Annotated in this window: 24 protein-coding genes; 11 read left to right on the forward strand and 13 right to left on the reverse strand. The window is 64.0% G+C overall.

Annotated features, from left to right (window positions below; all coding sequences use genetic code 11):
* Positions 1-210 precede the first annotated feature (210 nt).
* Together ACFY68_RS18725 and ACFY68_RS18730 are read left to right on the forward strand one after the other, a co-directional pair.
* Positions 211-525 (forward strand): hypothetical protein, encoded by a 315-nt coding sequence (locus tag ACFY68_RS18725; protein WP_346614605.1) that lies wholly within the window; start codon positions 211-213, stop codon positions 523-525.
* Positions 526-656: 131 nt separating this feature from the next.
* Positions 657-1,418, forward strand: coding sequence for a YdcF family protein (locus ACFY68_RS18730; protein ID WP_387530217.1), 762 nt, complete (start codon positions 657-659; stop codon positions 1,416-1,418).
* A gap of 128 nt (positions 1,419-1,546) precedes the next feature.
* Here the strand turns inward: ACFY68_RS18730 and lnt are convergent, their stop codons facing one another.
* The 4 genes from lnt to ACFY68_RS18750 are packed head-to-tail and all read right to left on the reverse strand — an operon-like array spanning position 1,547 to position 5,402.
* Positions 1,547-3,064 carry an apolipoprotein N-acyltransferase gene (gene lnt, locus ACFY68_RS18735; protein ID WP_387530220.1) on the reverse strand — a complete coding sequence of 506 codons (1,518 nt, stop codon included), beginning with the start codon at positions 3,062-3,064 and terminating at the stop codon, positions 1,547-1,549.
* An 8-nt stretch (positions 3,065-3,072) separates the two neighbouring features.
* A complete protein-coding gene (locus ACFY68_RS18740; RefSeq protein WP_346614602.1) occupies positions 3,073-3,912 on the reverse strand; it encodes an HlyC/CorC family transporter in 840 nt (279 codons plus the stop codon).
* Between the two features lie 25 nt (positions 3,913-3,937).
* Positions 3,938-4,411, reverse strand: coding sequence for an rRNA maturation RNase YbeY (gene ybeY, locus ACFY68_RS18745; protein ID WP_387530223.1), 474 nt, complete (start codon positions 4,409-4,411; stop codon positions 3,938-3,940).
* Positions 4,404-5,402: a PhoH family protein gene (locus ACFY68_RS18750; RefSeq protein ID WP_346614600.1), complete on the reverse strand. Its 999-nt coding sequence runs from the start codon at positions 5,400-5,402 to the stop codon at positions 4,404-4,406. The genes ybeY and ACFY68_RS18750 overlap by 8 nt, the downstream gene beginning before the upstream one ends.
* Before the next feature lie 238 nt (positions 5,403-5,640).
* On the opposite strand from ACFY68_RS18750, the gene ACFY68_RS18755 reads away from it, so the two are divergent.
* Complete coding sequence (locus tag ACFY68_RS18755) at positions 5,641-5,967, forward strand: DUF1820 family protein (RefSeq protein ID WP_346614599.1); 327 nt, start codon at positions 5,641-5,643, stop codon at positions 5,965-5,967.
* Between the two features lie 6 nt (positions 5,968-5,973).
* Here the strand turns inward: ACFY68_RS18755 and ACFY68_RS18760 are convergent, their stop codons facing one another.
* From ACFY68_RS18760 to ACFY68_RS18775, 4 genes are all read right to left on the reverse strand, one after another.
* Positions 5,974-6,519 carry a tetratricopeptide repeat protein gene (locus ACFY68_RS18760; RefSeq protein WP_346614598.1) on the reverse strand — a complete coding sequence of 182 codons (546 nt, stop codon included), beginning with the start codon at positions 6,517-6,519 and terminating at the stop codon, positions 5,974-5,976.
* A gap of 252 nt (positions 6,520-6,771) precedes the next feature.
* The gene (gene hemL / locus ACFY68_RS18765; RefSeq protein ID WP_346614597.1) at positions 6,772-8,055 is read right to left on the reverse strand and encodes a glutamate-1-semialdehyde 2,1-aminomutase; all 1,284 of its coding nucleotides are present in this window, start codon (positions 8,053-8,055) and stop codon (positions 6,772-6,774) included.
* Between the two features lie 17 nt (positions 8,056-8,072).
* Positions 8,073-8,696 carry a thiamine phosphate synthase gene (gene thiE, locus ACFY68_RS18770; RefSeq protein ID WP_387530227.1) on the reverse strand — a complete coding sequence of 208 codons (624 nt, stop codon included), beginning with the start codon at positions 8,694-8,696 and terminating at the stop codon, positions 8,073-8,075.
* Positions 8,697-8,710: 14 nt separating this feature from the next.
* Positions 8,711-9,508, reverse strand: a complete 798-nt coding sequence (locus tag ACFY68_RS18775; protein ID WP_346614699.1) for a hydroxymethylpyrimidine/phosphomethylpyrimidine kinase — start codon at positions 9,506-9,508, stop codon at positions 8,711-8,713.
* A gap of 265 nt (positions 9,509-9,773) precedes the next feature.
* On the opposite strand from ACFY68_RS18775, the gene ACFY68_RS18780 reads away from it, so the two are divergent.
* The 4 genes from ACFY68_RS18780 (at position 9,774) to ACFY68_RS18795 (ending at position 15,741) form a co-directional block, all read left to right on the forward strand.
* Positions 9,774-11,765: a 7TM diverse intracellular signaling domain-containing protein gene (locus ACFY68_RS18780; protein ID WP_387530230.1), complete on the forward strand. Its 1,992-nt coding sequence runs from the start codon at positions 9,774-9,776 to the stop codon at positions 11,763-11,765.
* A gap of 104 nt (positions 11,766-11,869) precedes the next feature.
* Complete coding sequence (locus tag ACFY68_RS18785; protein ID WP_387530233.1) at positions 11,870-13,522, forward strand: acyl-CoA dehydrogenase family protein; 1,653 nt, start codon at positions 11,870-11,872, stop codon at positions 13,520-13,522.
* A gap of 116 nt (positions 13,523-13,638) precedes the next feature.
* Positions 13,639-15,102, forward strand: a complete 1,464-nt coding sequence (gene amn / locus ACFY68_RS18790; protein WP_346614592.1) for an AMP nucleosidase — start codon at positions 13,639-13,641, stop codon at positions 15,100-15,102.
* A gap of 6 nt (positions 15,103-15,108) precedes the next feature.
* On the forward strand, positions 15,109-15,741 hold the full coding sequence (locus tag ACFY68_RS18795; protein ID WP_387530236.1) for a pseudouridine synthase: 633 nt from the start codon (positions 15,109-15,111) through the stop codon (positions 15,739-15,741).
* On the opposite strand, the gene ACFY68_RS18800 is transcribed toward ACFY68_RS18795, so the two are convergent.
* A complete protein-coding gene (locus ACFY68_RS18800; protein WP_346614590.1) occupies positions 15,738-15,941 on the reverse strand; it encodes a DUF2788 domain-containing protein in 204 nt (67 codons plus the stop codon). The genes ACFY68_RS18795 and ACFY68_RS18800 overlap by 4 nt on opposite strands.
* A 54-nt stretch (positions 15,942-15,995) precedes the next feature.
* Positions 15,996-16,472: an Lrp/AsnC family transcriptional regulator gene (locus ACFY68_RS18805; RefSeq protein ID WP_003249795.1), complete on the reverse strand. Its 477-nt coding sequence runs from the start codon at positions 16,470-16,472 to the stop codon at positions 15,996-15,998.
* A gap of 394 nt (positions 16,473-16,866) precedes the next feature.
* Between ACFY68_RS18805 and ACFY68_RS18810 the strand changes: the two genes are divergently transcribed.
* On the forward strand, positions 16,867-17,706 hold the full coding sequence (locus ACFY68_RS18810; protein WP_387530241.1) for a DUF6515 family protein: 840 nt from the start codon (positions 16,867-16,869) through the stop codon (positions 17,704-17,706).
* A 3-nt stretch (positions 17,707-17,709) separates the two neighbouring features.
* On the opposite strand, the gene ACFY68_RS18815 is transcribed toward ACFY68_RS18810, so the two are convergent.
* Together ACFY68_RS18815 and ACFY68_RS18820 are read right to left on the reverse strand one after the other, a co-directional pair.
* Positions 17,710-18,579 (reverse strand): cation diffusion facilitator family transporter, encoded by an 870-nt coding sequence (locus tag ACFY68_RS18815; protein WP_387530244.1) that lies wholly within the window; start codon positions 18,577-18,579, stop codon positions 17,710-17,712.
* A 25-nt stretch (positions 18,580-18,604) separates the two neighbouring features.
* On the reverse strand, positions 18,605-19,024 hold the full coding sequence (locus tag ACFY68_RS18820) for a polyribonucleotide nucleotidyltransferase (protein ID WP_387530247.1): 420 nt from the start codon (positions 19,022-19,024) through the stop codon (positions 18,605-18,607).
* 117 nt (positions 19,025-19,141) lie between these two features.
* On the opposite strand from ACFY68_RS18820, the gene hrpB reads away from it, so the two are divergent.
* Complete coding sequence (gene hrpB / locus ACFY68_RS18825) at positions 19,142-21,667, forward strand: ATP-dependent helicase HrpB (protein WP_387530250.1); 2,526 nt, start codon at positions 19,142-19,144, stop codon at positions 21,665-21,667.
* A gap of 54 nt (positions 21,668-21,721) precedes the next feature.
* Here the strand turns inward: hrpB and ACFY68_RS18830 are convergent, their stop codons facing one another.
* The gene (locus ACFY68_RS18830) at positions 21,722-22,378 is read right to left on the reverse strand and encodes a YciC family protein (protein WP_387530253.1); all 657 of its coding nucleotides are present in this window, start codon (positions 22,376-22,378) and stop codon (positions 21,722-21,724) included.
* A gap of 154 nt (positions 22,379-22,532) precedes the next feature.
* Here ACFY68_RS18830 and ACFY68_RS18835 point away from each other — a divergent pair, with 154 nt between their 5' ends.
* Together ACFY68_RS18835 and ACFY68_RS18840 are read left to right on the forward strand one after the other, a co-directional pair.
* Positions 22,533-23,288 (forward strand): DUF2076 domain-containing protein, encoded by a 756-nt coding sequence (locus tag ACFY68_RS18835; protein WP_387530255.1) that lies wholly within the window; start codon positions 22,533-22,535, stop codon positions 23,286-23,288.
* A gap of 65 nt (positions 23,289-23,353) precedes the next feature.
* Positions 23,354-23,833 carry an NYN domain-containing protein gene (locus ACFY68_RS18840; protein ID WP_346614583.1) on the forward strand — a complete coding sequence of 160 codons (480 nt, stop codon included), beginning with the start codon at positions 23,354-23,356 and terminating at the stop codon, positions 23,831-23,833.
* Positions 23,834-23,990: the final 157 nt, after the last annotated feature.

Genomic DNA, 23,990 nt, shown 5'->3' on the forward strand with positions numbered 1-23,990 from the left:
AGAGAAGAGACCTTGTTCCAGGCAGCGGAACCTCGCTGCGGCCGGCACTCCGGTGTCATGAGGGTGAACGCCGTAGCATACAGCAGCGCCGCGCATCGTGGGAAACCCTGATTGCGAATGCCCGCTGGTCGCTGCATCCGGCTGCTTTTCATAGCGCCGCTAAGCTCAGTTGTGGGGGGAGATATTCTTTATCTTCAATGAGGTGAACGGATGGGAGAGACGCAGCTTACCGCAAGCAAACCGGAGCTTTACGAACGCCTGATCGACCGTCTTGGCCTGGCATTGGAAGTTGCCAGGACGTCGGTACGATTGCGCGACGAGATGCCAGCCGAGCTGGAATTGCGCGGTTTGAGTCATGCAGAGTTCGAAGTGATCAAGGCTTACCTGGAGACGCTTCCGGAACGCCGTAATGCCACTGCCGGTACATACCCACAAGCGGAACCGACATCGGCAAAGATCATCTGGCTCAAGGACAAGAAACGCCCCGCCACGACGGCGAGATCCAGGACGCTGCCGCATCGCTAGCCGTTCAGGCCGCCAGGCGCAGGCCATCGCGCCGGTACTTCACACACACTTCTCACGATCGGCGCCGGCTACGCACTTGTTGACCGGCGCCGATCCTCTTAGGCTGCACGCCTGCCAAGGAGGTGTGGCCGATGCCGCTTCGATTCTTCATCAAACAATGGTTGATGCCACCAGGCATCCTGTTCCTGCTGCTGCTTGCCGCCTGGTGGCTGCGCAGCCGTCGCCCGCGGTTGGCTGCAGCGTGCTTCGTGCTCGGGCTGGGCGGCTTGTGGCTGATGAGCTTGCCGCTGGTGGTACAGCAGGGCGCGCGCCTTCTGGAAACCGAGCCGCCCCTGGCGGTAAGCGAATGGGCAAGCTTGGCCAACCGTGCCGATGCCATTGTGGTATTAGGCGCGGGGCGAGAACGCGGTGACCCGGCCTGGGGTGGCGATGACCAGCCTACGGCGACGGCCCTGGAGCGCATGCGCTTTGCCGCGCGCCTGGCGAAGGCTTCGGGTTTGCCGGTACTGACCAGTGGCGGTCTGCACTACGGCACGCCGCCCAGTGAGGCGCGCTTGATGGCCGACAGGCTGCGCGAAGACTTTGCCGTCGAGGTGAAGTGGAAGGAGGAGGCCAGCCGCACCACTTGGGAAAATGCCCGGTTCAGTGCGGACATCCTGCAACCGCTGGGTATTCGCCGGGTGGTGGTGGTGACCCAGGCCTGGCACATGCAGCGCTCGCGGTTGAGCTTCGAGCAGGCGGGGTTCGAGGTGGTGCCAGCGCCGATGGGGTTCCTTGGGCGCGATCATGCCCGGCCGTTTGCCGGGTTGCTGCCGGAAAGCCGTGCGATGTGGCAGAGCGGGCAGTTGCTGAATGAAGCGGTGGGGTTGGTGGGGTATCGGGTGTTCTACTGAATGGTTGGCTGTCAGCACCGGCCTCTTCGCGGGGGGAGCCCGCTCCCACAGGTGCACCACGGTATTCGACTCCGGTGGTATACCTGTGGGAGCGGGCTTGCCCCGCGAAGAGGCCAGTGGAGGCTACATCAGACCGTCTTGGCAATCCGCCCAGCCGCCAGCGCCCACACAAACACCAGCACACACACAATTGCCAGCGGCCACGAGCGCCATTGCAGGTATGGTGTCAGCTGCTGCATCGGCACCACCTCGCCATACAACACCGCGCGCTTGAACTGCGGCACCTCGGCAGTAATCCGGCCAAACGGGTCGATCAGCGCGGTCACGCCGTTGTTGGTGGCCCGGATCATCCAGCGGCCGGCCTCCAGTGCACGCATCTGCGCCATCTGCAGGTGCTGCAGCGGGCCGATCGAGGTACCGAACCAGGTGTCGTTGCTGATGGTCAGCAACAGGTCACTGCGTGCCGCCAGGCTTGCCGCGAACTCCGGGTAGACCACTTCGTAGCAGATGTACGGGGCAATCTGGTAACCCTTGGCCTGCAGCAATGGCTGGTCTTCAGGGCCGCGGGCGAAGTCCGACATGGGCAGGTTGAAGAACTCGATCATGCCGCGAAGCATGTCCTGCAACGGCACGTATTCGCCAAACGGCACCAGCTTCTGCTTGAGGTAGGTGCCGTCGCCCTCGCCGGTGACGGTCACGCCGTTGTAGTAACGGCGCTGGTGATGCACCACTTCGCGCACCGGCACACCGGTGATCAGCGCCGAGTGGCGATCAGCGGCAAAACGGCCCATGACGTCGATGTAGCCTTGCGCCTGGTCCTTGAGGATCGGCACGGCAGTTTCGGGCCAGACCAGCAGGTCCACAGGTTTAGAGCTGAAGCTCATGTCGCGGTACAGCGCCAGTTGCGCATCGATGTGCGCCGGATCCCACTTCAGTTCCTGCTCGACGTTGCCCTGCAAGGCCGCAACCTTGAGCGGGTCGCCAGCCGGTTGGGTCCAGGCGTGGCCCTTAAGTGCCATGCCGATTACCCAAGGGGCCAGCAGCAGCAGGGCGCCCACGGCCAGAAACGAAGGGCGTGCGCGCAGGCGGTGCAGGTTGCACAGCAGGGCAGCAGTCAACGCCAGGGCAAAGGAAATCAGCCAAACGCCGCCCAGCGGCGCCAGGCCGGCCAGTGGGCCATCTAGTTGGCTGTAACCGGCATACAGCCATGGGAAGCCGGTCAGGAACCAGCCGCGGAAGGCCTCTTGCAGCAGCCACAACGCGGCAAAGCACAGGGCGTCAGCCAGCGGTGCCTCGTTGCGCCGCAGCCAACGTGCCCATAGCCAGGCAGGCAAGGCGAAAAACCAGGCGAGGGCGGCGAAGAACGCCAGCAGCAGCACGATCGCCAGCAGCGGCGAGGCGCCGCCGTAGGTGTTCATGCTGACGTAGATCCACCAGGTGCCAGCACCGTACAGGCCGAAACCAAAGCACCAGCCGCGCCACATGGCCTGACGCGGGGTAAGCTCGCGCAGGCCGAGGTAGAGCACCGCGATCGACAGCAAGGCCAGCGGCCAGATGTCGAATGGCGCCAGGGCCAGAAGGGTAGAGGCGCCGGCCGCCAGGGCCAGCAGGTTACCGGGCCAGCCGGGGCGGGTGATCCAACGCATGTTTGTCCTTAACGGGTGATCGGTGTCAGGCGCAGCAAGTGTATCCGCCGGCTGTCGGCATTGAGAATACGGAACTTGTAGGTGCCGATTTCAGTGGTCTCGTTGCGCTTGGGCAAGTGGCCGAAGGCGCTCATCACCAGGCCGCCCACTGTGTCGAACTCGTCGTCGGAGAACTGGCTGTCGAAGAACTCGTTGAAGTTCTCGATCGGCGTCAGTGCCTTGACCAGGAAATCGCCGCTGGGCAGTGGCTTGATGTAGCTGTCTTCCTCGACGTCATGCTCGTCTTCGATGTCACCGACGATCTGCTCGAGTACGTCCTCGATGGTCACCAGGCCCGCCACGCCGCCGTATTCGTCGATGACGACGGCCATGTGGTTGTGGTTGGCGCGGAACTCGCGCAGCAGCACGTTCAGCCGCTTGGACTCGGGTACGAAGGTGGCGGGGCGCAGCAGGTCCTTGATGTTGAAGCTGTCGCCGTTTTCCTTGAGGATCAGCGGCAGCAGGTCCTTGGCCAGCAGGATCCCGAGCACATCGTCATGGCTCTCACCGATCACCGGGTAGCGCGAGTGCGCGGCATCGATGATGGCCGGCAGGAATTCGCGGGGCGACTGGGTAGCCTTGATGCTGATCATCTGCGAACGGGGGACCATGATGTCGCGTACCTGGAGGTCCGCGACCTGGATGGCACCTTCGACGATGGTCAGCGCTTCGCTGTCGAGCAGCTTGTTCTGATGGGCTTCGCGCAGCAGCTCAAGGAGCTCCTGACGGTTTTTCGGCTCATGGGCAAAAGCCTGGGTCAGTTTACCCAGCCAGGACTTTTGCCCGTTGCTCGATCGATCTTCGCTCATGGCGGTTCTCGTGATCCTTGCAGTATCAGTGTGTGATTGATTCGTTTTCATCGTCGGCATACGGGTCAGGGTGACCCAGTTCTGCCAGCAATTCCCGTTCCAGCGCTTCCATTTCCTCGGCCTCATCGTCTTCGATGTGGTCGTAGCCGAGCAGGTGCAGGCACCCGTGAATGACCAGGTGCGCCCAGTGCGCCTCCAGTGCCTTGCCCTGTTCGGCAGCCTCGCGTTCGACCACTGGCACGCAGATCACCAGGTCGCCCAGCAGCGGGATGTCGAGCAGTTCGTCGGGCACGTCGGCCGGGAACGACAGCACATTGGTCGCGTAGTCTTTGTGCCGGTAGGTGTGGTTGAGCTCGCGGCCTTCGGCTTCGTCGACCAGGCGGATGGTCATTTCCGAATCGGCCGTGCGCTGGCGCAAGGCCAGTTCGCACCAGCGGCGGAAGGCAGCATCGTCAGGGGCAGCGGCGTCCGTGGCCCGTTGCAGGTCAAGTTCAAGCATCTTTGTTGCTGACCTCGGGCTTGGCCTGACGGGCTTCGAAGCGGTCGTAGGCTTCGACGATACGTTGCACCAGTGGGTGACGAACCACATCTTTGGGTTGGAAGTGGGTAAAACTGATACCCGGAACGTCCTTGAGCACCTCGATCACGTGGGCCAGGCCCGACTTGGTGCCGCGTGGCAAGTCGACCTGGGTGATGTCGCCAGTGATCACTGCGGTGGAGCCAAAGCCGATGCGGGTGAGGAACATCTTCATCTGCTCGAGCGTGGTGTTCTGGCTCTCGTCGAGGATGATGAAGCTGTTGTTCAGGGTGCGGCCACGCATGTAGGCCAGCGGGGCGATCTCGATCACCTGGCGCTCGATCAGCTTGGCAACGTGCTCGAAGCCGAGCATTTCATACAGGGCGTCATACAGCGGGCGCAGGTACGGGTCGATTTTCTGGGCCAGGTCGCCAGGCAGGAAGCCGAGCTTCTCGCCGGCTTCGACCGCCGGGCGGACCAGCAGGATGCGGCGCACTTGCTCGCGCTCCAGGGCATCCACGGCGCAGGCCACGGCAAGATAGGTCTTGCCGGTACCGGCCGGGCCAACACCGAAGTTGATGTCGTTGGCGAGGATTTCTTTCACGTAGCGCTGCTGGTTGACCCCGCGCGGGCGAATGTTGCCCTTGCGCGTGCGCAACGAGACGCTGACCTCGTTCACCGCCGGGTTGTCGAGCGCCTCGACGGTCGATTCCTGCAGGTACAGGTGCACGGTCTCCGGCGACAGCTCGGTAGCCTTGGCCTCACGGTAGAGGCGGCGCAGCAGTTGCTCGGCAGCAGAAGTGGTCTTGGGTTCGCCGATCAGCTCGAATTGATTGCCGCGGTTGCGGATCTCGATGGCCAGGCGTTGCTCGATGAGGCGCAAGTGCTCGTCGAACTGGCCGCACAGGTTGGCGAAACGGTGGGCCTCGAAAGGTTCGAGGATGAAACGATGGGGTTCTATGGGTGCGTTCAAGGTCGTTTTAAGCCGCTCGACGGCAATAAGGGTGAACCCAAGAATAACCCTTGAAGGGCAGGGGCGAAAGCACTGAAACGATCAAGGGTATGTGTGGCCTGTCCCGGCCGCTTTGCGGGTAAACCCGCTTCCACAAGTACTGCAGCGTTTTCAAGGCTGTGGGCTCGGGTTCACCCGCGTAGCGGCTGGCACTGCTATGATGCGCGCCTTTTCTTACGCATGTGTTATCCCGCCCAACATGAGCAAACGCGAACCCGCCATCTATAAAGTGATCTTCCTCAACCAGGGGCAGGTCTTCGAGATGTATGCCAAGCAGATCTACCAGAGTGACCTGTGGGGCTTTTTGGAAATCGAGGAATTCGTCTTCGGTGAGCGCGCCCAGATCGTCGTCGATCCGAGTGAAGAGAAACTGAAGAACCAGTTCGAGGGCGTGATCCGCAGCTTCGTGCCGATGCACTCGATCGTGCGCATCGACGAAGTGGAGCGGCTGGGCACGGCAAAGATCAGCGAGGCCAAGGGTGGTGGCAATGTGATGCCGTTCCCGATGCCGATGCCGGAGAAGTAAGTACAGTCAGGGAAGTGGCGAGAACGGTGTGCGGCCTTCGGCGTTCTGCAGCTCCAGCAGGTACTTGCGGAAGATCTGGCCGAGCACCTGGGTGGCGTGTTCCAGTTCGTCGCGGGGCATCTGCTCGGTGACTTCGTCAGCCATGTCCAGCGCGTCTTCGGCGCCGTTGACGGCGGCCATCTTCAGCAGAATATAAGCCTGCACGTTGTTGGCCTTGACGCCTTCGCCATGGAAGAACATGGCGCCGAGGCGGTATTGCGCGTCGGCATGGCCCTGCAGCGAGGCCTTGCCGAACCAGTCCACGGCCTTTTTCAGGTCTTTGGGCGTTTGCGTGTAGTAGTACTCACCCAGTTCGAACTGCGCTTGGGCGTCCCCGGTCGCCGCCGTCTGCTCGCAAGCCTTGAGGGCGTTGGCCTGGTCTTCTGGCTGGACATTGAGCGTGCAGCGCCCCGTTGCCGGAATCAGCAACGAGTTACCGCCCTCCGCCAGTGCCAGCAGGGGCTGAAGAAGCAACAGGCAGCCCAGTGTCAGGGCGCGGCCGGTGCGGTTCATGGGGATCGACTTACCTCTGCAAAGCTACGGCCAAGGTCTCTGGTGGCACATTATGGGATAAGCAGCGCCTACCTTACAAAGTTTTACTCGAATTTCTGTGTTGGTGGGCAAACTTGCTGATGAAGGAAGAGATTTTATTGCTTGTACCGGCCTCGTCGCGGATGAATCCGCCCCTACAACGAGCGTAGAAGCGGATTCATCAGCGAGCGTAGGAGCGGATTCATCCGCGATGAGGCCGGTGCGGAGTGTCGTTTACTTCAGCTTGGCAAACGCTTTTTCAGCGGCATCCAGGGTGATCTTCAGCTCGGCTTCGCCATGGGCGATCGAGGTAAAGCCCGCCTCGAACGCACTCGGTGCCAGGTAAACACCACCTTCGAGCATCAGGTGGAAGAAGCGCTTGAAGCGGTCTGCGTCGCTGGCCATCACGTCGTCGAAGGTGACGATGTCGTCGGCGCCGCTGAAGTAGAGGCCGAACATCGCGCCTGCCTGGGTGGTGACGAACGGTACGCCAGCGGCATCGGCCAGTTGCTGCAGGCCGTCGAGCATGCGGCTGGTGTAGGCGGTCAGTTCGTCATGGAAGCCCGGGCGGCTGATCAGCTTCAGGGTAGTCAGGCCGGCGGCCATGGCCAGCGGGTTTCCCGACAGTGTGCCGGCCTGGTACACCGGGCCCAGCGGGGCGATGCAGCCCATGATTTCACGCTTGCCGCCGAAGCAGCCCACCGGCATGCCACCGCCGACGATCTTGCCGAAGGTCGACAAGTCTGGGGTGATGCCGTAGTAGCCCTGGGCACCGCCGAGCGATACACGGAAGCCGGTCATCACTTCGTCGAAGATCAGCACCACGCCGTGCTTGTCACACTGCTCGCGCAGGCCTTCGAGAAAACCTGGTGCGGGCGGTACGCAGTTCATGTTGCCGGCCACCGGCTCGACGATGATGCAGGCCACGGTCTGGCCGACTTCGGCCAAGGTTTTCTCGACGGCGGCGATGTCGTTGAACGGCAGGGTCAGGGTGTGTTTGGCGAAGTCCGCCGGTACGCCCGCCGAGCTCGGCACGCCCTGGGTCAGCAAGCCGGAGCCGGCCTTGACCAATAGGCTGTCGGAGTGGCCGTGGTAGCAGCCTTCGAACTTGATGATGGCGTCGCGGCCGGTGTAGCCACGGGCCAGGCGGATCGCGCTCATGGTGGCTTCGGTGCCGGAGCTGACCATGCGCACCATCTCCATCGACGGCACCAGCGAGCAGACCAGGTCGGCCATCTCGGTTTCCATCGCGGTCGGTGCCCCGTAGGACAAGCCGTGCTGCAACTGGTTACGCACGGCGTCCAGCACGTCCGGGTGGCCGTGGCCAAGAATCATCGGGCCCCAGGAGCCTACGTAGTCGACGTAGCGCTTGTCGTCCTCGTCGGTGACATACGCACCTTCGGCATGCTTGAAGAACAGGGGGGTGCCGCCGACGCTCTTGAAGGCGCGGACTGGCGAGTTGACGCCGCCGGGGATGTGCTTCTGGGCTTGGGCGAACAGGGATTCGGAACGGGACATGGGATCTTCTCTCGAAATCAGGAAGCGAACAGGGCGTTGAAGGCGCGGGCGCGGCGGGTGACTTCCTGCGCGCTGTCGGCACCGAACAAGCCATGGATCACCGCCAGCAGGTCGGCACCGTGGGCGACCAGCGGGGCGGCGTTGTCGAGGGTGATGCCGCCGATCACGGCGATCGGCAGCCTGACCTGGGCCCGGGCCTGTTGCAGCAACTCGACGTTGGCAGCGGGCGCACCGGGCTTGGTCACGGAATTGAAAAAACGGCCGAAGGCGACATAGCTGGCGCCCTCGCTGGCGGCCTGGGCAGCCAGTTCGAGGCTGGCGTGGCAGGTCGAGCCGATGATGGCCTGGCGGCCCAGCAGGGCACGGGCCGGGGTCAGCGGGCCATCCGTCTGGCCCAGGTGAACGCCGACGCCAAGGCGCGCGGCCAGTTCGGCATCGTCGTTGATCAGCAGCTGCGTGCCGTAGCGCTCGCAGAGCTTCATCAAGGCTTCGGCTTCGCGCAGGCGACGGGCGGCATCATCGCTTTTGTCGCGGTACTGCAGCAGGCACACGCCGCCTTCCAGTGCTGCCTCGACGTGGGACAGGAAACGGCCGGCGAGCAGCTGGCTGTCGGTGATTGCATACAGACCGCGTAGCTTCATCGGAAAGCCTCGTATCAGGAGCAGAAGTCCAGGGGCAGGCGGCGCGGCACGAACTGGCCCTTGCCCAGCTGCTCGGCGTCACGCAGGGTGCGCCAGGTGTAGTCCAGCGCGCTGCGCACGGCGCTTTGCAGTGCTTCGCCCAAGGCCAGGCGGCCGGCCAAGGTGCTGGCCAGGGTGCAACCCGAACCGTGGTAGCTGCCGGGCAGGCGCTGGCAGGTCCAGGTATGGCGCTGGCCATCGCGGCTATACAGGCGGTTGTGGATTTCGTCTTCGTCGCCGTGACCACCGGTAATCAGCAGGTGTCTACAAAACGGCAACAGTTTTTCGGCACACTCGTCGGCAGTACCTTCGGGCAGTTCGGCGAGGATGCGCGCTTCGGGCAGGTTGGGCGTGGCGATGGCGGCCAGTGGCAGCAGGCGTTCGCGTACGGCGTAGCCGACTTCGTCCTTACCCAGGCGGCCCCCGCCACCGGCACGCAGCACCGGGTCGCAGACCACTGGCAAGTGCGGGTGGGCACTGAGCAATTCGGCGACGGTGTCGACCATTTCGATCGAGCCGAGCATGCCCAGCTTGACCGCGGCCACCGTGGAGTCGGCCAGCACGGCGTTGGCCTGGGCCAGCACCCACTCGCGGTCGAGCACGCGGAAGTCGGAAACGTTGACGGTATCCTGTACGGTCAGGGCAGTTACCGCAGGTGCGGCATGACAGCCTTGGGCGATCAGGGCTTCAATGTCTGCCTGCAAGCCGGCGCCGCCACTTGGGTCGTGGCCGGAGAGACAGAGGACAACGGGGCGGGAGCTGTAGGTATTCATGGTCGGCGAGCTTACCACCAAACCCATTTGCGCGGATCGTCCTACAAACGGGTTTTGTTGATCAGTTGGTCAGATTTGGGTTGATGTTAGTGCCGAAAGCATTGATTTAGAGCCTTTTCTTCCAAAATTGAAGTGGCTCATGGCCAGCGTGGAAAGCTATGCTAGAGTGCTCTGATAACTCGATAAACGGGCTTTGCCGGATTTCGTCGTCTCATAGGGATAGGAGGCCACTGCGACGCGACCGAGCAGGCCATGCTGGGGCTGTATGCGCTATTTGCTGATTTTGCTTCTGGGCTACTTGCCCATGCTGGCCGCTGCGGTCGATTTCGACGATGCCACCCGGCACCTTCCACTGGGCAAGGTCATGCAGGTCTATGAGGACCGCGATGGCAGCGCCAGTATTGCCCAGGTTTCCGCGCCCGGGTTCGCCAGCCGTTTTCGTGTGCACCGTGAGGATGTGTTGAACGCCGGGTATTCGACCTCGGTGTTCTGGTTGAAGATCGACCTGCGGTACCTAGCCTCGGCAGACGCTACACCCCGCCAGTGGTTACTGGAGCTGGCCTACCCGCCGCTGGATCACCTCGAGCTTTACCTGCAGGGTGCCGATGGCGGCTACCGCCTCGCCCAACGCACCGGCGACGCCTTGCCCTACGACAGCCGCCAGATCCGCCAGAACAACTATCTGTTCGAATTGCCCCTGCAGCCCGGCCAGGCCACCACCGTGTACTTGCGCCTGCACAGCCAGGGCTCCGTGCAGGCGCCGCTGGCACTGTGGTCTGCCGAGGCGTACATGGAAGATCAGCCTACCCGGCTGTACGTGCTGGGGATCATCTACGGCGTATTGTTGGTGATGCTGGTTTATAACCTGTTCATTTTCCTCAGCGTGCGCGATGTCAGTTACCTCTATTACATCCTCTACATCGCCTCGTTCGGCCTGTACCAGGTGTCGGTCAATGGCGCCGGGGTGGCGTACTTCTGGCCGGACAGCCCCTGGTGGGCCAATGCTGCAACACCGCTTTTCATCGGGGCGGCGGGCGTGTTCGGCTGCCAGTTCGCCCGCCATTTCCTGCGTCTGGGCAAGGTCAGCCGCGGCCTGGACCGCCTGCTGCAACTGTTGATGCTGGGTGGGGTGGTGGTGATGCTGCTGGCAGTGAGCATGCCTTACGGCATTGCCTTGCGCATGGCCACGGTGCTGGCGCTGTTGTTCACCGTGAGCATCTTCACTGCCGGGTTGTACGCGTGGTCCCGCGGCTTGCGCGTGGCGCGCTGGTTCATCATTGCCTGGACGGCGTTCTTGCTCGGCGGGCTGGTCAACACCCTGATGGTGCTGGGTTACCTGCCTAATGTGTTCATTACCATGTACGCCAGCCAGCTCGGCTCGGCGCTGGAAGTGGCGCTGTTGTCGCTGGCCCTGGCTGACCGCATCAACAGCATGCGCGAGCAGCAGGCGCAGACCCTGCGCGATACCGGGCGGACATTGGAGCAACTGAACCAGCAACTGGCCAGGAGCAACCTCCTCAAGGACGAATTCCTCGCAACGGTCACTCACGAATTGCGCACGCCGATGAATGGTGTGATCGGTTCGCTGGAGCTGATGCAGACCTTGCCCTTGAGCGCCGAAATGGCCCAGTACCATCGCACAGCGGTGGCGTCGTCGCAGAACATGATGGATATGGTCGACGATATCCTCACCCTCACCGAATTGCAGGCCGGCCGCCTGCGCGCGCAGCCTGCGCCGTTCAGCCTGCGTCGCACCCTCCAGGATTTACGCGCGGGCTACGCCGGAACTGCCCTGGGCAAGGGGCTGTACCTGAGCCTGGACATCCCTGCCGAACTGCCGGACGAGTTGCTTGGCGATGCCCAGAAGCTGATGCGTTGCCTGGGTTGCCTGGTCGACAACGGCCTCAAGTTCACCCACCAGGGCGGGGTGGTGGTGCAGGTCCGTGGCCGGCGCGTGGGGCCGGACAACCTGGCGCTGACCTTCACCATCAGTGACAGCGGTATCGGCTTCGATGACCTGGACCAGGCGATCCTCTACCAGCGCTTCTTCCAGGTCGATGGCTCGATGACCCGGCGTTATGGCGGGCTGGGCATCGGCCTGTCGATCTGTCGGCAGATGGCGGATGTGCTGGGTGGCAAGTTGGTGCATGAGTCCACGCGCGGGCTGGGCAGCCGCTTCGAATTGAGCCTCAATGTGGCGATCTCGCAGGTGCAGGTGCCGCCGGGCAGGATTGTGTCGGGGGCAACGCGCCTCTGACCAGGCCTGGGCTGCTACACGTTTAGTCATTTTTGTCACTTTGACTGCTCGGCAGTGAGTGCTTCACTGGAACTCTCAGCCCTACACGGCCCCAGGAGTTTCCGATGAACCTGCACCAGTACGCTGAAACCCACGAAGTCACCAACCAGCCGCCGTCCCTCGACGGCGCCAACCTGTACCGCCTCGACCTGCCGCTGCAAGAGTGGTCGCGGCGGTTCGGGGCCGGTTGGGCCGAGTCGCGGATCGACGCCTACGGTGCCTTGGCCGGCGGGCCGCTGATGGCTGCAGGCTTTCTGGCCAACGCGCACAAGCCGGAATTCAGCAGCCATGACCGCTATGGCCATCGCATCGACCTGGTGGAATTCCACCCCGCCTACCATGAGCTGATGCGCACGGCTGTCGAGCACGGCCTGCCTTCGTTGCCCTGGGCCGAGCCCCGCCCCGGCGCGCACGTGGCCCGGGCGTCGATGACCTACCTGCACAGCCAGGCCGAAGCGGGCACCGGCTGCCCGCTGACCATGACCTTTGCCGCCGTCCCCGCGCTCAGGCTGCAACCCGAGCTTGCCGAATACTGGCTGCCGAAGATCCTCGCCCGCGAGTACGACCCGCGCAATGTCGGCGACCGGCACAAGGCCGGGGTGACCATCGGCATGGCCATGACCGAAAAGCAGGGCGGTACCGACGTGCGTGCCAACACCACCCGCGCGTACCCGGTCGGCAGCCCAGGGCCGGGCCAGCCCTACGAGCTGGTCGGGCACAAGTGGTTCTGCTCGGCGCCAATGTGCGATGCCTTCCTCACCCTGGCCCAGACCGACAAAGGCCTGAGCTGCTTCCTGTTGCCACGCCATCGCCCGGATGACAACCGCAACCAGTTCTACATCCAGCGCCTGAAAAACAAGCTCGGCAACAGCTCCAACGCTTCCAGCGAAGTGGAATTCCGTGGTGCCCTGGCCTGGATGATCGGTGAGGAGGGGCGGGGTGTGCCGACCATCATCGAGATGGTGGCGATGACCCGCTTCGACTGCATGGTCGGTTCCAGCGCCCTGATGCGCCAGGCCTTGACCCAGGCCACCCACCACTGTGCCCACCGCAAGGTCGGTGGCCGGGTGCTGAGCGAGCAGCCGCTGATGCAGAACGTACTGGCCGACCTGGCCCTGGAAAGCGAGGCGGCGCTGGCCTTGAGCCTGCGCATGGGCCAGGCCCTGGAACAGCTCGATGACCCGCAGCAAGCACACTTCGCCCGATTGGTCACGGCCGTGGGCAAGTACTGGATCTGCAAGCGCGCGCCGGCCATGATCAACGAAGCCGCCGAATGCCTGGGCGGTGCCGGGTATGTAGAAGACAGCATCCTGCCCAGGCTGTACCGCGAAGCGCCGGTCAACTCGACCTGGGAGGGCTCTGGCAACGTTCAATGCCTGGACGTGCTACGGGCATTGTCCAAGGAGCCGGGCGTGCTCGATGCGCTGTTCACCGAGTTGGGCGATGGCCATGGCGACCCGCGCCTGGCCGCGCACATCGGCAACCTCAAGGGGGCTTTTGCCGATACCAGCGATATCCAGTACCGCGCCCGCCAGTTGACCGAAGACATCGCCCTGGCCCTGCAGGCCAAGCTGTTGCTCGAAGCGGGTAACGCGGCGGTCAGCGACGCGTTCATCGGCAGCCGCCTGGCAGGTGGCGGGCGTGCATACGGTGCGCTGCCACGCGGGGCGGACGTCACGGCGTTGGTAGCGCGAGCGACACCTGCCTGGCCTAGCTGAGTTCAGCGTAGGAGCGGGCTTGCCCGCGAATGGCGGCAGCACCGATCGATGGGGGTGTTTTTAGCGGCGAAGGCAGGCAAGATGGCTGACATGCATGTCCAGACAGGAAGCACAGTGTGAGCCACGCCTTTGTAGTCGTTGATACTCCCGAACAGGCCGTCGACCGTCTGGCGGCCCTGCATGAACAGGCCACCGGGGCCCTCAGCCTGGCCCTCAAGCGTTACCTGAAAGACCGCACCGAGCCGGACGCCGACGAGCGCGCCGTGTACCGTTACCCGGCGCTGCGCCTGACCTATTACAGCCACGGCGAAGTCGCCGCCACCACCCGCGCCTATGCCAAGGTCCAGGTGGCCGGCACCTACAGCGTCACCGTTACCCAGCCAGCGGCATTTCGTGGCTACCTGCTCGAACAGTTGCGCCCGTTGATGCACGACTACACGGTGACCGTCGAAGTGGGTGTCAGCGAACAGAATATTCCCTACCCGTATGTGGTCGACCAGGGTGACGAACTGGCCGGCAGCGGCATCACCGCCGCCGAGCTGGCGCGGGTATTCCCCAGCACCGACCTGTCGGCCGCGACCGATAACATCGCCGATGGCCTGTGCGACTGGGGCAGTGCCGAAACCCTGCCGCTGGCGCTGTTCGATGCCGCCCGCGTGGACTTCTCGCTGCGCCGCCTGGTGCACTACACCGGCAGCGACTGGCGCCATATGCAGCCGTGGATCCTGCTCACCAACTACCACCGCTATGTCGACCAGTTCATCAGCCACGGCCTGGAGCAGCTGCGTGAAGACCCGCGCTTCGTGCGCATGGTGTTGCCGGGCAATGTGGCGATCGAGAAGGGCATGGACCACGGCGAAGCGCAGGCCCTGGTGGCCAGCGTGGTCTGGCACCGCTACCAGATGCCGGCCTACCACCTGATCGCCGCCGACGGCGATGGCGTGACACTGGTCAATATTGGCGTCGGCCCGTCCAACGCCAAGAACATCACCGACCACCTGGCGGTGCTGCGCCCGCACTGCTGGCTGATGATCGGCCACTGTGGCGGCCTGCGTCAGTCGCAGACCATCGGCGACTATGTGCTGGCGCACGCCTACATGCGCCGTGACGGTATCCTCGACCGCGTCGTGCCGCCGAATATCCCCATTCCGGCCTTGGCCGAGGTGCAACTGGCGCTGCAAGAGGCGGCCGCGCAGGTGACCGGCGAACGTGGCGAGGAGCTGAAAAAGCGCCTGCGCACCGGTACCGTGCTGACCTACGACGACCGAAACTGGGAGCTGCGCTGGGCCCAGGAGCGGCCGCTGATCAACCTGTCGCGCGCCGTGGCGGTAGACATGGAAAGCGGCACCATCGCAGCCCAGGGCTATCGCCTGCGTGTGCCATACGGCACCTTGCTGTGCGTGTCCGACAAGCCGCTGCACAGCGAAATCAAGCTGCCGGGTTCGGCCAACGCCTTCTACAACCGTGCGGTCAGCCAGCACCTGAAGATCGGCATCGCCGCCCTCGATTTGCTGCGTACCGAGCTCAATTCGTTGCACTCGCGTAAACTGCGCAGCTTCGATGAGCCGCCGTTCCGCTGAGGATCCATGCCACTGCCACCCCGTTCCAAGCCGCGCCGCCCCCAGGCGCGGCCTGCCGCCGGCCCACGTCGCCAGCCCAAGGCGCCACCGGCGGAGCCACGCCTGATCCTGTTCAACAAGCCGTTCGATGTGCTGACCCAGTTCAGCGACGGGGACGGGCGCGCGACGCTCAAGGACTACATCGATATCCCGGGTGTCTACCCGGCAGGGCGGCTGGACCGTGACAGTGAAGGCCTGCTGCTGCTGACCAACGATGGCGCCTTGCAGGCCCGGATTGCCGACCCCAGGCACAAGCTGGCGAAAACCTATTGGGTACAGGTGGAAGGCGAGCCGAGCGATGAGCAGTTGCAGCAGCTGCGTGACGGTGTCGAGCTCAACGACGGCCCGACGCTGCCGGCCGAAGCACGGCGCCTTGATGAGCCTTCGCTATGGCCGCGCAACCCGCCAGTGCGGTTTCGCAAGAGTGTGCCGACCAGCTGGCTGGAGCTGGTAATTCGCGAGGGGCGTAACCGCCAGGTGCGGCGTATGACGGCGGCGGTAGGGCTGCCGACCTTGCGCCTGGTGCGTGTGCGGATTGGTAATTGGTCGCTGGATGGGTTGGAGCAGGGGTGCTGGCGCGAGGTTGCAGCCAAGCTTTAAACCCCTTCCAGAAACCCCACCACCACGCTCTTGATGATGAAGGCCAGCACGCCCAGCCCCAGCACGCAGAACAGGATCAAGGTGCCAAACCGTCCGGCCTTGGACTTTTTCGCCAGGTCCCAGACGATGAAGCCCATGAAACCGATCAGCACGGTGACCAGGATGATCATCATCCATTCTTCGAATACGGCGGGATCCATCGGTGTTCTCCGGGCAGGCTGGGCTGGCGATTATACGCCGGGCCGCGCGCGCATTTAACGAAGGTGGGTCAAAGGTAGCTCGGTGCTCGCCAGCACCTGGTTGAGCACGAAGCTCGAACGCACGCTGGTGACGCCTTCGATGCGGGTCAGGCTGCCCAGTAGCAGTTTCTGGTAGTGGTCCATGTCCGGCACCACCACCTTGAGCTGGTAGTCGGCATCCATACCCGTAACCAGGCTGCATTCGAGTACCTGTGGCAAGTTGCGGATGGCCGCTTCGAACGTCTCGAAACGCTCCGGCGTGTGCCGGTCCATGCCGATCAGCACGTAAGCCGTCAGGCTCAGGCCGAGCTTCTTGCGATCGAGCAGGGCGACCTGGCGCGAGATATAGCCATCGTCTTCCAGTTGCTTGACCCGACGTGAGCACGGCGATGGCGACAAGCCGATGCGTTCGGCCAGCTCCTGGTTGGAGATGCGCGCATCGCGCTGCAGTTCGGCGAGGATGCTCAGGTCGTAGCGGTCCAGCTTGCTCATGGAAAAGGCCTTTTCTGTTCAGATTGCGGTGAATTATCAATCCAGGGTTAAAAATTGCGCAAGTGCTATTTATCTGAGCAATCTTCGCAATCCGCTGCCGGCTCCGCCCCGGTATCTTTATCAACAGAATCACTGCCCGGACATCAGTCCACGGCGACGCGCCCTAGGCGGGCGGTCGCGGCCAGCCATCCAACAGGATGCGCCAGGCCCCCGGGCTACACACCTTCCAGAAGACGGTGTGAGGTGAGCCGGCACCACAAGTGCCGAGCACGGACGACAATTCTCGAAGGGAGGCCCAATGGCCTCCCTTTTTTCATGTCCGCGATTTCATCTGCCCGCCGGTTACAGGCGCGGTAGACTGGCAGCGTGCCGTTTTCTTACCGTGAGGGACACCATGAAGTCGCGCATCTGGCAGTTGGCAGGTGTTGGTTTGCTGGGTTTGAGCATCAGCTGGGGCGCCTTGGCCCAGGGCCCGGACGAGGGGCATGGCGGCAATGGCCGGCAGGACCCCAATGGCGCAGGCGAAGGGCGTTCGCCACTCAACTCGCGTGACGAAGTGCGTCAGACCCAGCCTGCGCGGCAGGGCTATTACCAGGATATACCTCGGCAAAATGGCGACAACCGTCACTGGCAGGCGGGCGGCCCCGGCCAACGGCCAGGCGGCGACTGGCAAGGGCGGCCGGATGGTCATGGCAATGGTTGGGGGCCGGGGCCGCAATACCGGCCTGGGCACAGCGTCGACCATTTCCCCGACCGTTACTGGAAAGTGCCGTACCGTGGCGAGGACTATTTCTATTCCGGTGGCTACTGGTACCGCCCGCACGGTGGCAGCTACATCGTGGTAACCCCGCCCTACGGTGTGCGGGTGGGTTACCTGCCGCCCTACGCCCGCGAAGTCTGGCTGGGCGACGCGTTGTTCTTCCTGGTCGCCGACACCTATTACCAATACCTGGCCGACAGCCAGCAATACGTCGTGGTCAGCCCGCCCGCCGTTGCCCCGCAACCGGCCGCGCCAGTACCCGCAGGCAACGCTTATGACGTGGTGGCCTACCCGATGAACGGGCAGGGCGAACAGCAGCAAGACCAGGACCGCTACCAGTGCCATCGCTGGGCGGTGAGCCAGTCCGGGTTCGACCCGGCCACGGCAACCTACGCACCGCCGGGCAATGTGGCAGACACCTATCGCCGAGCGCTGGGGGCTTGTTTCAGTGGCCGCGGCTACAGCATCAACTGAGCCTCAGACCGGGTCGGCATGCACCATCACATCCGCCTTCGGATAACGCTGGCGGATCACCTGCGAGGCCTGTACACACAGGGCGTGTGCATCGTGCAGCGGCAACTGGCCGGGCAGCTCCAGGTGCAATTGAACGAACCATTGGTTGCCCGAGACCCGTGTGCGCAGGTCGTGTACGCCCTTTACACCCGGAATGCCGAGCACCAGCTCGACCATGCCTTCGCCGATGTCGCCGGGCAGCTCCTTGTCCATCAGGATTGCCGTGCTTTCCCGGGCAATCTGCAGCGCGCTCCAGAGGATGTACAGCGCGATACCCAGGCCGAACAGCGCATCCAGTTGTGGCCAGCCGAAGCGTGCCAGCAGCAAGGCCAGCAGGATGCTGCCGTTGAGCAGCAGGTCGGAGCGGTAGTGCAGCGAGTCTGCGCGTACGGCTGTCGAGCCGGTCGCACGGATCACCTTGCGTTGCAGCGCCAGCAAGGCGATGGTCAGCACCAGCGACAGCAGCATCACGCCGATGCCGACGCCAGTGTCACCCAGCGGCTGCGGTGATTGCAGGCGCTCGACCGCCTGTACCCCGATCAGCACCGCACTCACGCCGATGAACAACGCTTGCGCCATGCCGGCCAGGGCCTCGGCCTTGCCGTGGCCGTAGCGGTGGTCGTCGTCCGCCGGGCGCAGCGCGTAGTGGACGGCGAGCAAGTTGAGGAACGAGGCAACGGCATCCAGTGCCGAATCGGTCAGCCCGGCCAGCAGGCTGACCGACCCACTCAACCACCAGGCCACGGCCTTGCTCAGCACCAGAATGCTGGCCACCGCCAGGGAAGCCCGGGTGGCCAGGCGTAACAGGCGCTGGTGTTCAGCCGAGGTGGTCATGCCTTGGGTGACTTCCTTGCGGGGTTCAGGCTGCCGGTACCATGCCGAATGCTGCCAGCTGCTCGACGCTGCCGCGGTGCTGGATCAGGCGCGGGTCGTCCAGCGGCAGGCGCTGGCCCAGTTCGCTTTCGAGAATAGCCTGCAGCTTGAGGTTGTCGACCTTGCCATCGGGCGACACGGCTTCGCGCAGTTTTTCCGGCGCTACTTGCGCCGTTGTACCGCCGGGGTAGTAGATGGCACCGGTGGCGAAGTCGACGCCAAAAGCGATCAGGCCGGGGATCACGTAGAACAGAATGCCGATGGCATCGAGGGCGACGATGACCGGGTCGACCTTGCCTTCGATCTGCCCGCGGCGGTCAGGGTAGAACAGCGTGCCACAGGCCGTCAGCTGGGTCAGCAGGGTGGCAATGAGGGCGCCACCGATGACGCGGGATGGGATGCGCATTTAAATCTCCGAAGAAGGTGTGCAACAGGGTGGGCGATGCGCCAGCACCTGATGATAAGACCATGATAGAGCAGGCTGGGTTCGCCGTTATACTCGCGTCACTGTTCGAGGACCACCATGATTTCTTTACCAATCGATGCCGTTTTGCCGGCCCTGCGCCAAGCTCTGGAAGACCGTGATGAAGCGGTGCTCGAAGCACCCCCCGGCGCCGGCAAGACCACCCGTGTGCCGCTGGCGCTGCTGAACGAAAGCTGGCTGGCCGGGCAGACCATCCTGATGCTCGAACCCCGCCGGTTGGCGGCGCGCGCGGCGGCGGAACGGCTGGCCAGCGAGTTGGGCGAAAAGGTCGGCGAAACTGTGGGTTACCGCATCCGCCTGGACAGCAAAGTCGGGCCGAAGACCCGTATCGAAGTGGTCACCGAAGGCATCTTGACCCGCCGCTTGCAGGCCGACCCTGCGCTTGAAGGCGTGGGGCTGCTGATTTTCGACGAGTATCACGAGCGCAGCCTCGATGCCGACCTGGCCTTGGCGCTGAGCCTCAATGGCCGGGAGTTGCTACGTGAGGATCCGCTGAAAATCCTGCTGATGTCCGCCACCCTTGAAGGCGAGCGCCTGTCGCGCTTGCTCGAGGACGCGCCGGTGGTCAGCAGCGAAGGCCGCATGCACCCGGTGGATATCCGTTGGGGGCGGCCGTTCCAGCCTGGGGAGTTCATCGAACCGCGAGTGGTGGACAGCGTGCTGCAGGCGTTGGCCGATCAAACCGGCAGCCTGTTGGTATTCCTGCCTGGCCAGGCCGAGATCCGCAGAGTTCACCAGAGCTTGCAGGAAGCGCTGGGTGAGCGGCCCGATATTCTGCTGTGCCCGCTGCATGGCGAACTCGACCTCAACGCCCAGCGCGCCGCCATCGACCCAGCGCCCAAGGGCCTGCGCAAAGTGGTGCTGGCAACCAATATCGCCGAGACCAGCCTGACCATCGACGGTGTGCGCGTGGTGATTGATGCCGGCCTTGCGCGGGTGCCGCGGTTCGACCCCGGCAGCGGCATGACGCGCCTGGACACTCAGCGTATTTCCCGGGCCAGCGCCACCCAGCGTGCAGGCCGTGCCGGGCGCCTCGAGCCCGGTGTGTGCTACCGCCTGTGGTCCGAAGGCCAGCATGACCAGCTGGCAGCCCACGGTAGCGCCGAAATCCTTCAGGCGGACCTTGCGGGGCTGGCCTTGCAGCTCGGCCGGTGGGGTGTCACGCCGGATCAATTGCGCTGGCTGGACCAGCCGCCAGCCGCGGCCTTTTCCCAAGCTCAGGACCTGCTGGCGCGGCTGGGTGCGTTCAAGCCAGGCAGTCGCGACAACCTCAGTGAGCACGGCCAGGCCATGGCCGAACTGCCGGCGCACCCTCGCATTGCCCATTTGCTGTTGCGCGGCCAGCACCTTGGCCTGGCCGCCATGGCTTGCGATGTCGCCGCCTTGTTGGGCGAGCGTGATATCCAGCGCGGTGGCGGGGCCGACCTGCACAGCCGGTTGGCTTTGCTGAGTGGCGAGAGCAAGGCCAACCGTGGCGGCCACGGTGGGGTGCAGCGTGCCCGGCAGTTGGCCCGTCAGTACCGCGGCCTGCTGCGCGGCAAGGCTGGGGCGGCGGTTGCCGACCCTGATCACCCGCGCTGGCTGGGTGCCTTGCTGGCCTTGGCCTATCCCGACCGGGTTGCGCAGCAGCGGCGCGAGGGTGGGGCGGAGTATCGCCTGGCCAATGGTCGCGCCGCCTTGTTCGCCGAGGTCGATGCGTTGATGAAATGCCCATGGCTGGTGGTCGCCGACCTCGGTAGCCGCCAGGGTCAGCGGGAAGAACGCATTTATCTGGCGGCGCAATTCGACCCGGCGCTGCTCGATGATGTGCTGGCCGAGCAGGTCGAGCGTTTCGACATCCTCGATTGGGACGAGCGCGAGCAGGTGTTGCGTGCCGAGCGCCAGACCAAAGTCGGCGAACTGGTGCTCAGCCGCGAGCCGTTACCTGGCCTGGATGACCAAGCCCGGGCCAAGGCACTGTTGGGCCTGGTACGGCGCAAAGGCTTGAACCTGTTGACCTGGACGCCAGAGCTGCGCCAGTGGCAGGCGCGGGTGACGCTGTTGCGTCAGCTCGACTTGGAAAAGGGCGGCCATAGTGAATGGCCCGACCTGGGCGACGAGGCGCTGCTGGCCAGCCTGGAAGACTGGCTGCAGCCCTACCTTGGCAAGGTTTCGCGCCTCAGCCATTTCGCGGCCTTGGACCTGCCCTCGATCCTGCGCAATCTGCTGCCCTGGCCGCTACCCCAGCGCCTGGATGAATGGGCGCCCACACACCTGGCCGTGCCGTCTGGCTCGAATATCCGCCTGGACTACAGCGAAACCCCGCCGATCCTCGCCGTGCGCTTGCAGGAGCTGTTTGGCCTGGCTGATACGCCACGCATCGCCCAAGGCCGTCAGCAGGTCAAGCTGCACCTGCTGTCGCCTGCTCGCCGGCCAGTGCAGGTGACCCAGGACCTGGCTAATTTTTGGCGCACCACCTATGCCGAGGTGAAAAAAGACTTGAAAGGGCGGTACCCGAAGCACTACTGGCCCGAAGACCCGCTGGTGGCCGAAGCGACCGCGCGTGCCAAACCGCGTGGTACCTGAGCCGACGCAGCTCAGGCGCTTTCGCAAGAACCGCGGCGGCAGGTTGCGGGGTGCTCACGCGGTGGCTTCTGTCTCCAGCAACATGAACAGGCGGTACAGCACCACCGTGCTGAACAGCTGCAGGAAACCGCTCAGGCTGTTGATCGCCAGCACCACACCAGGCGCCGGTTCCGGGAAGGCCATCAGCAGCAGCCCCTCGATCAGCCAGATCGGTGCCAGTACGCTGACCACGCAGATCAAGATGCGCATGAAATGCCCGGTGGTCATGCGCGCGCTTTCGCGCATCGACTGCACCACCGGAAGGCCGCGCAGCACCAGCAGGTACTCGGCGAACACCAGATTGATCATGATCCACACGCCCGGCACGATGAATAACGCCAGGCCCGCCATGATCAGCAGCGAACTGATCAGCAGCAGCAGCGCCAGCTGCGGCCACAACTGCACGGCGCGGGCGAACAGGTCGCGCCTGGAAATATCCTGGCCATTGCTGCGGGTGTCGAGGTAGAGGATCAGCGCCGCGCTGTAAAGCGGGTAGAACAGCAGGCTTACCAGCATGCCGTAGGCAGGTGAGGCCTGGTCGGCCATCTGCCGGTTCAGCAGTTGGGTCAATAGGGCCTCGAGCACTACCAGCGGCAAGCACAGGGCAATGATGCTGGTCAGGTGGTAGCGGAAGAAGTGCAGGGAGTCGCGCAGAACGCTCAGCGGATTCATCAGTCAACATCGCATGGCAGTAAAAGCAGGGGCCTAACTTTAGCCCAGAGCAGTCACTTGCTGAAAAAAGTTTCACCGGCCGGGTGATTGAATCCTTGGCCCGCGCGCCCCATCTTTGACACGTCCGACGTCCCGCTTCCCCATGAGGTAGCCCATGAATTCCGAAGAACAAACCCTGATCGACGGCCTGTTCGGCCGCATCAAGCAAGCCGAAGACCCGAGCCAGCCGCGTGACGCGCAGGCGCAGGCGCGGATCGAGGAGCACCTGCGTCAGCAGCCTGCGGCCCCTTACTACATGGCCCAGGCGATCCTGGTGCAAGAGGCTGCGCTCAAGCGCCTGGACGAGCAGAACAAACAACTGCAAGCCGAGCTCAAGCAGGCCCGCGCCCAGGCCGAAGCACCCCGCGCCAGCAGCAACAACAGCGGCGGCGGCTTCCTGTCCAGCATCTTTGGCTCGGGTGCGCGAAACCCGGAGCCTGCCCTACAACCCCAGCAGCTACAGCGGCCGCCCGCTCCAGCTGCCTCTGGCGGCGGTTGGCGTGAGCCGAGCGCGCCGGGCTTTTCCCAACCGCAGGCCGCGCAACCCGGCTTTGGCGCCGCGCCCGCCCGCGGCGGTGCCAGCAGTTTCCTGGGCGGTGCGATGCAGACCGCGGCCGGCGTGGCCGGTGGCGTACTGCTGGCGCAAGGTGTCAGCAGCCTGTTCAACCACCATTCGCAGCCGGAGGAAGTGGTTGAAGTGATCAAGGAAGAGCCTGCGCCGGCCAGCGACACCGGCGGCTGGCAGGACCAGGGTGCGCAGCAGCAGGTGGCCGACAACGGTGGCTGGGGCAATGACCAGGGTGGCTTTGCCGACACCGACTATGGCAACGATGATGGCGGGTTCTTCTCGGACGACGACACCTTCGTCTGATCGGTCTGGCATACTGCAGGCCTTTTTGGGGGGCGCTTCGCGCCCCTTTCAGCCGAGGGTATGTAGTGAAGAAAATCGCACTGTTCGCCGATGTGCAGAACCTCTACTACACCGTGCGCCAAGCCCACGGCTGCCACTTCAATTACACGGCGCTGTGGAACGAGGTCAGCCGCGAGGGCGAGATCGTCGAAGCCGTGGCCTATGCCATCGACCGTGGCGACAGCAAGCAGCAGCAGTTTCAGCAGATCCTGCGCAACCTGGGTTTCGACGTGCGCCTCAAACCGTTCATTCAGCGCAGCGACGGCTCGGCAAAAGGTGACTGGGATGTGGGCATCACCCTTGATGTGATCGATGCAGCCAGCCGCGTCGACCAGGTGGTGCTGGCGTCGGGTGATGGTGATTTCGATCTGCTGCTGGAGCGGGTGATCCAGCGCCATGGCGCCGAGGCGGTGGTGTATGGCGTGCCAGGGTTGACCGCGATGTCGCTGATCCGTGCGGCGAGCCGGTATGTGCCGATCGAGGGGCGTTTGTTGTTGAAGCATTGATGGCGCCGGTGGTTGATGGCGCCGGTGGGGCTGGCGGGTGCCTGGCTTGGTTTTTTCATTGGCCTTGAGATCGAGCGCCGCCCGCGCGGCGCTTCGCGGGGCAAGCCCGCTCCCACATTTGTTGCAACGCGCCGTTCCAGTCAGGCCATGGTTGTCC

Origin of the sequence: Pseudomonas sp. NPDC012596, from assembly GCF_042902325.1 — a bacterium.
GTDB lineage: Bacteria > Pseudomonadota > Gammaproteobacteria > Pseudomonadales > Pseudomonadaceae > Aquipseudomonas.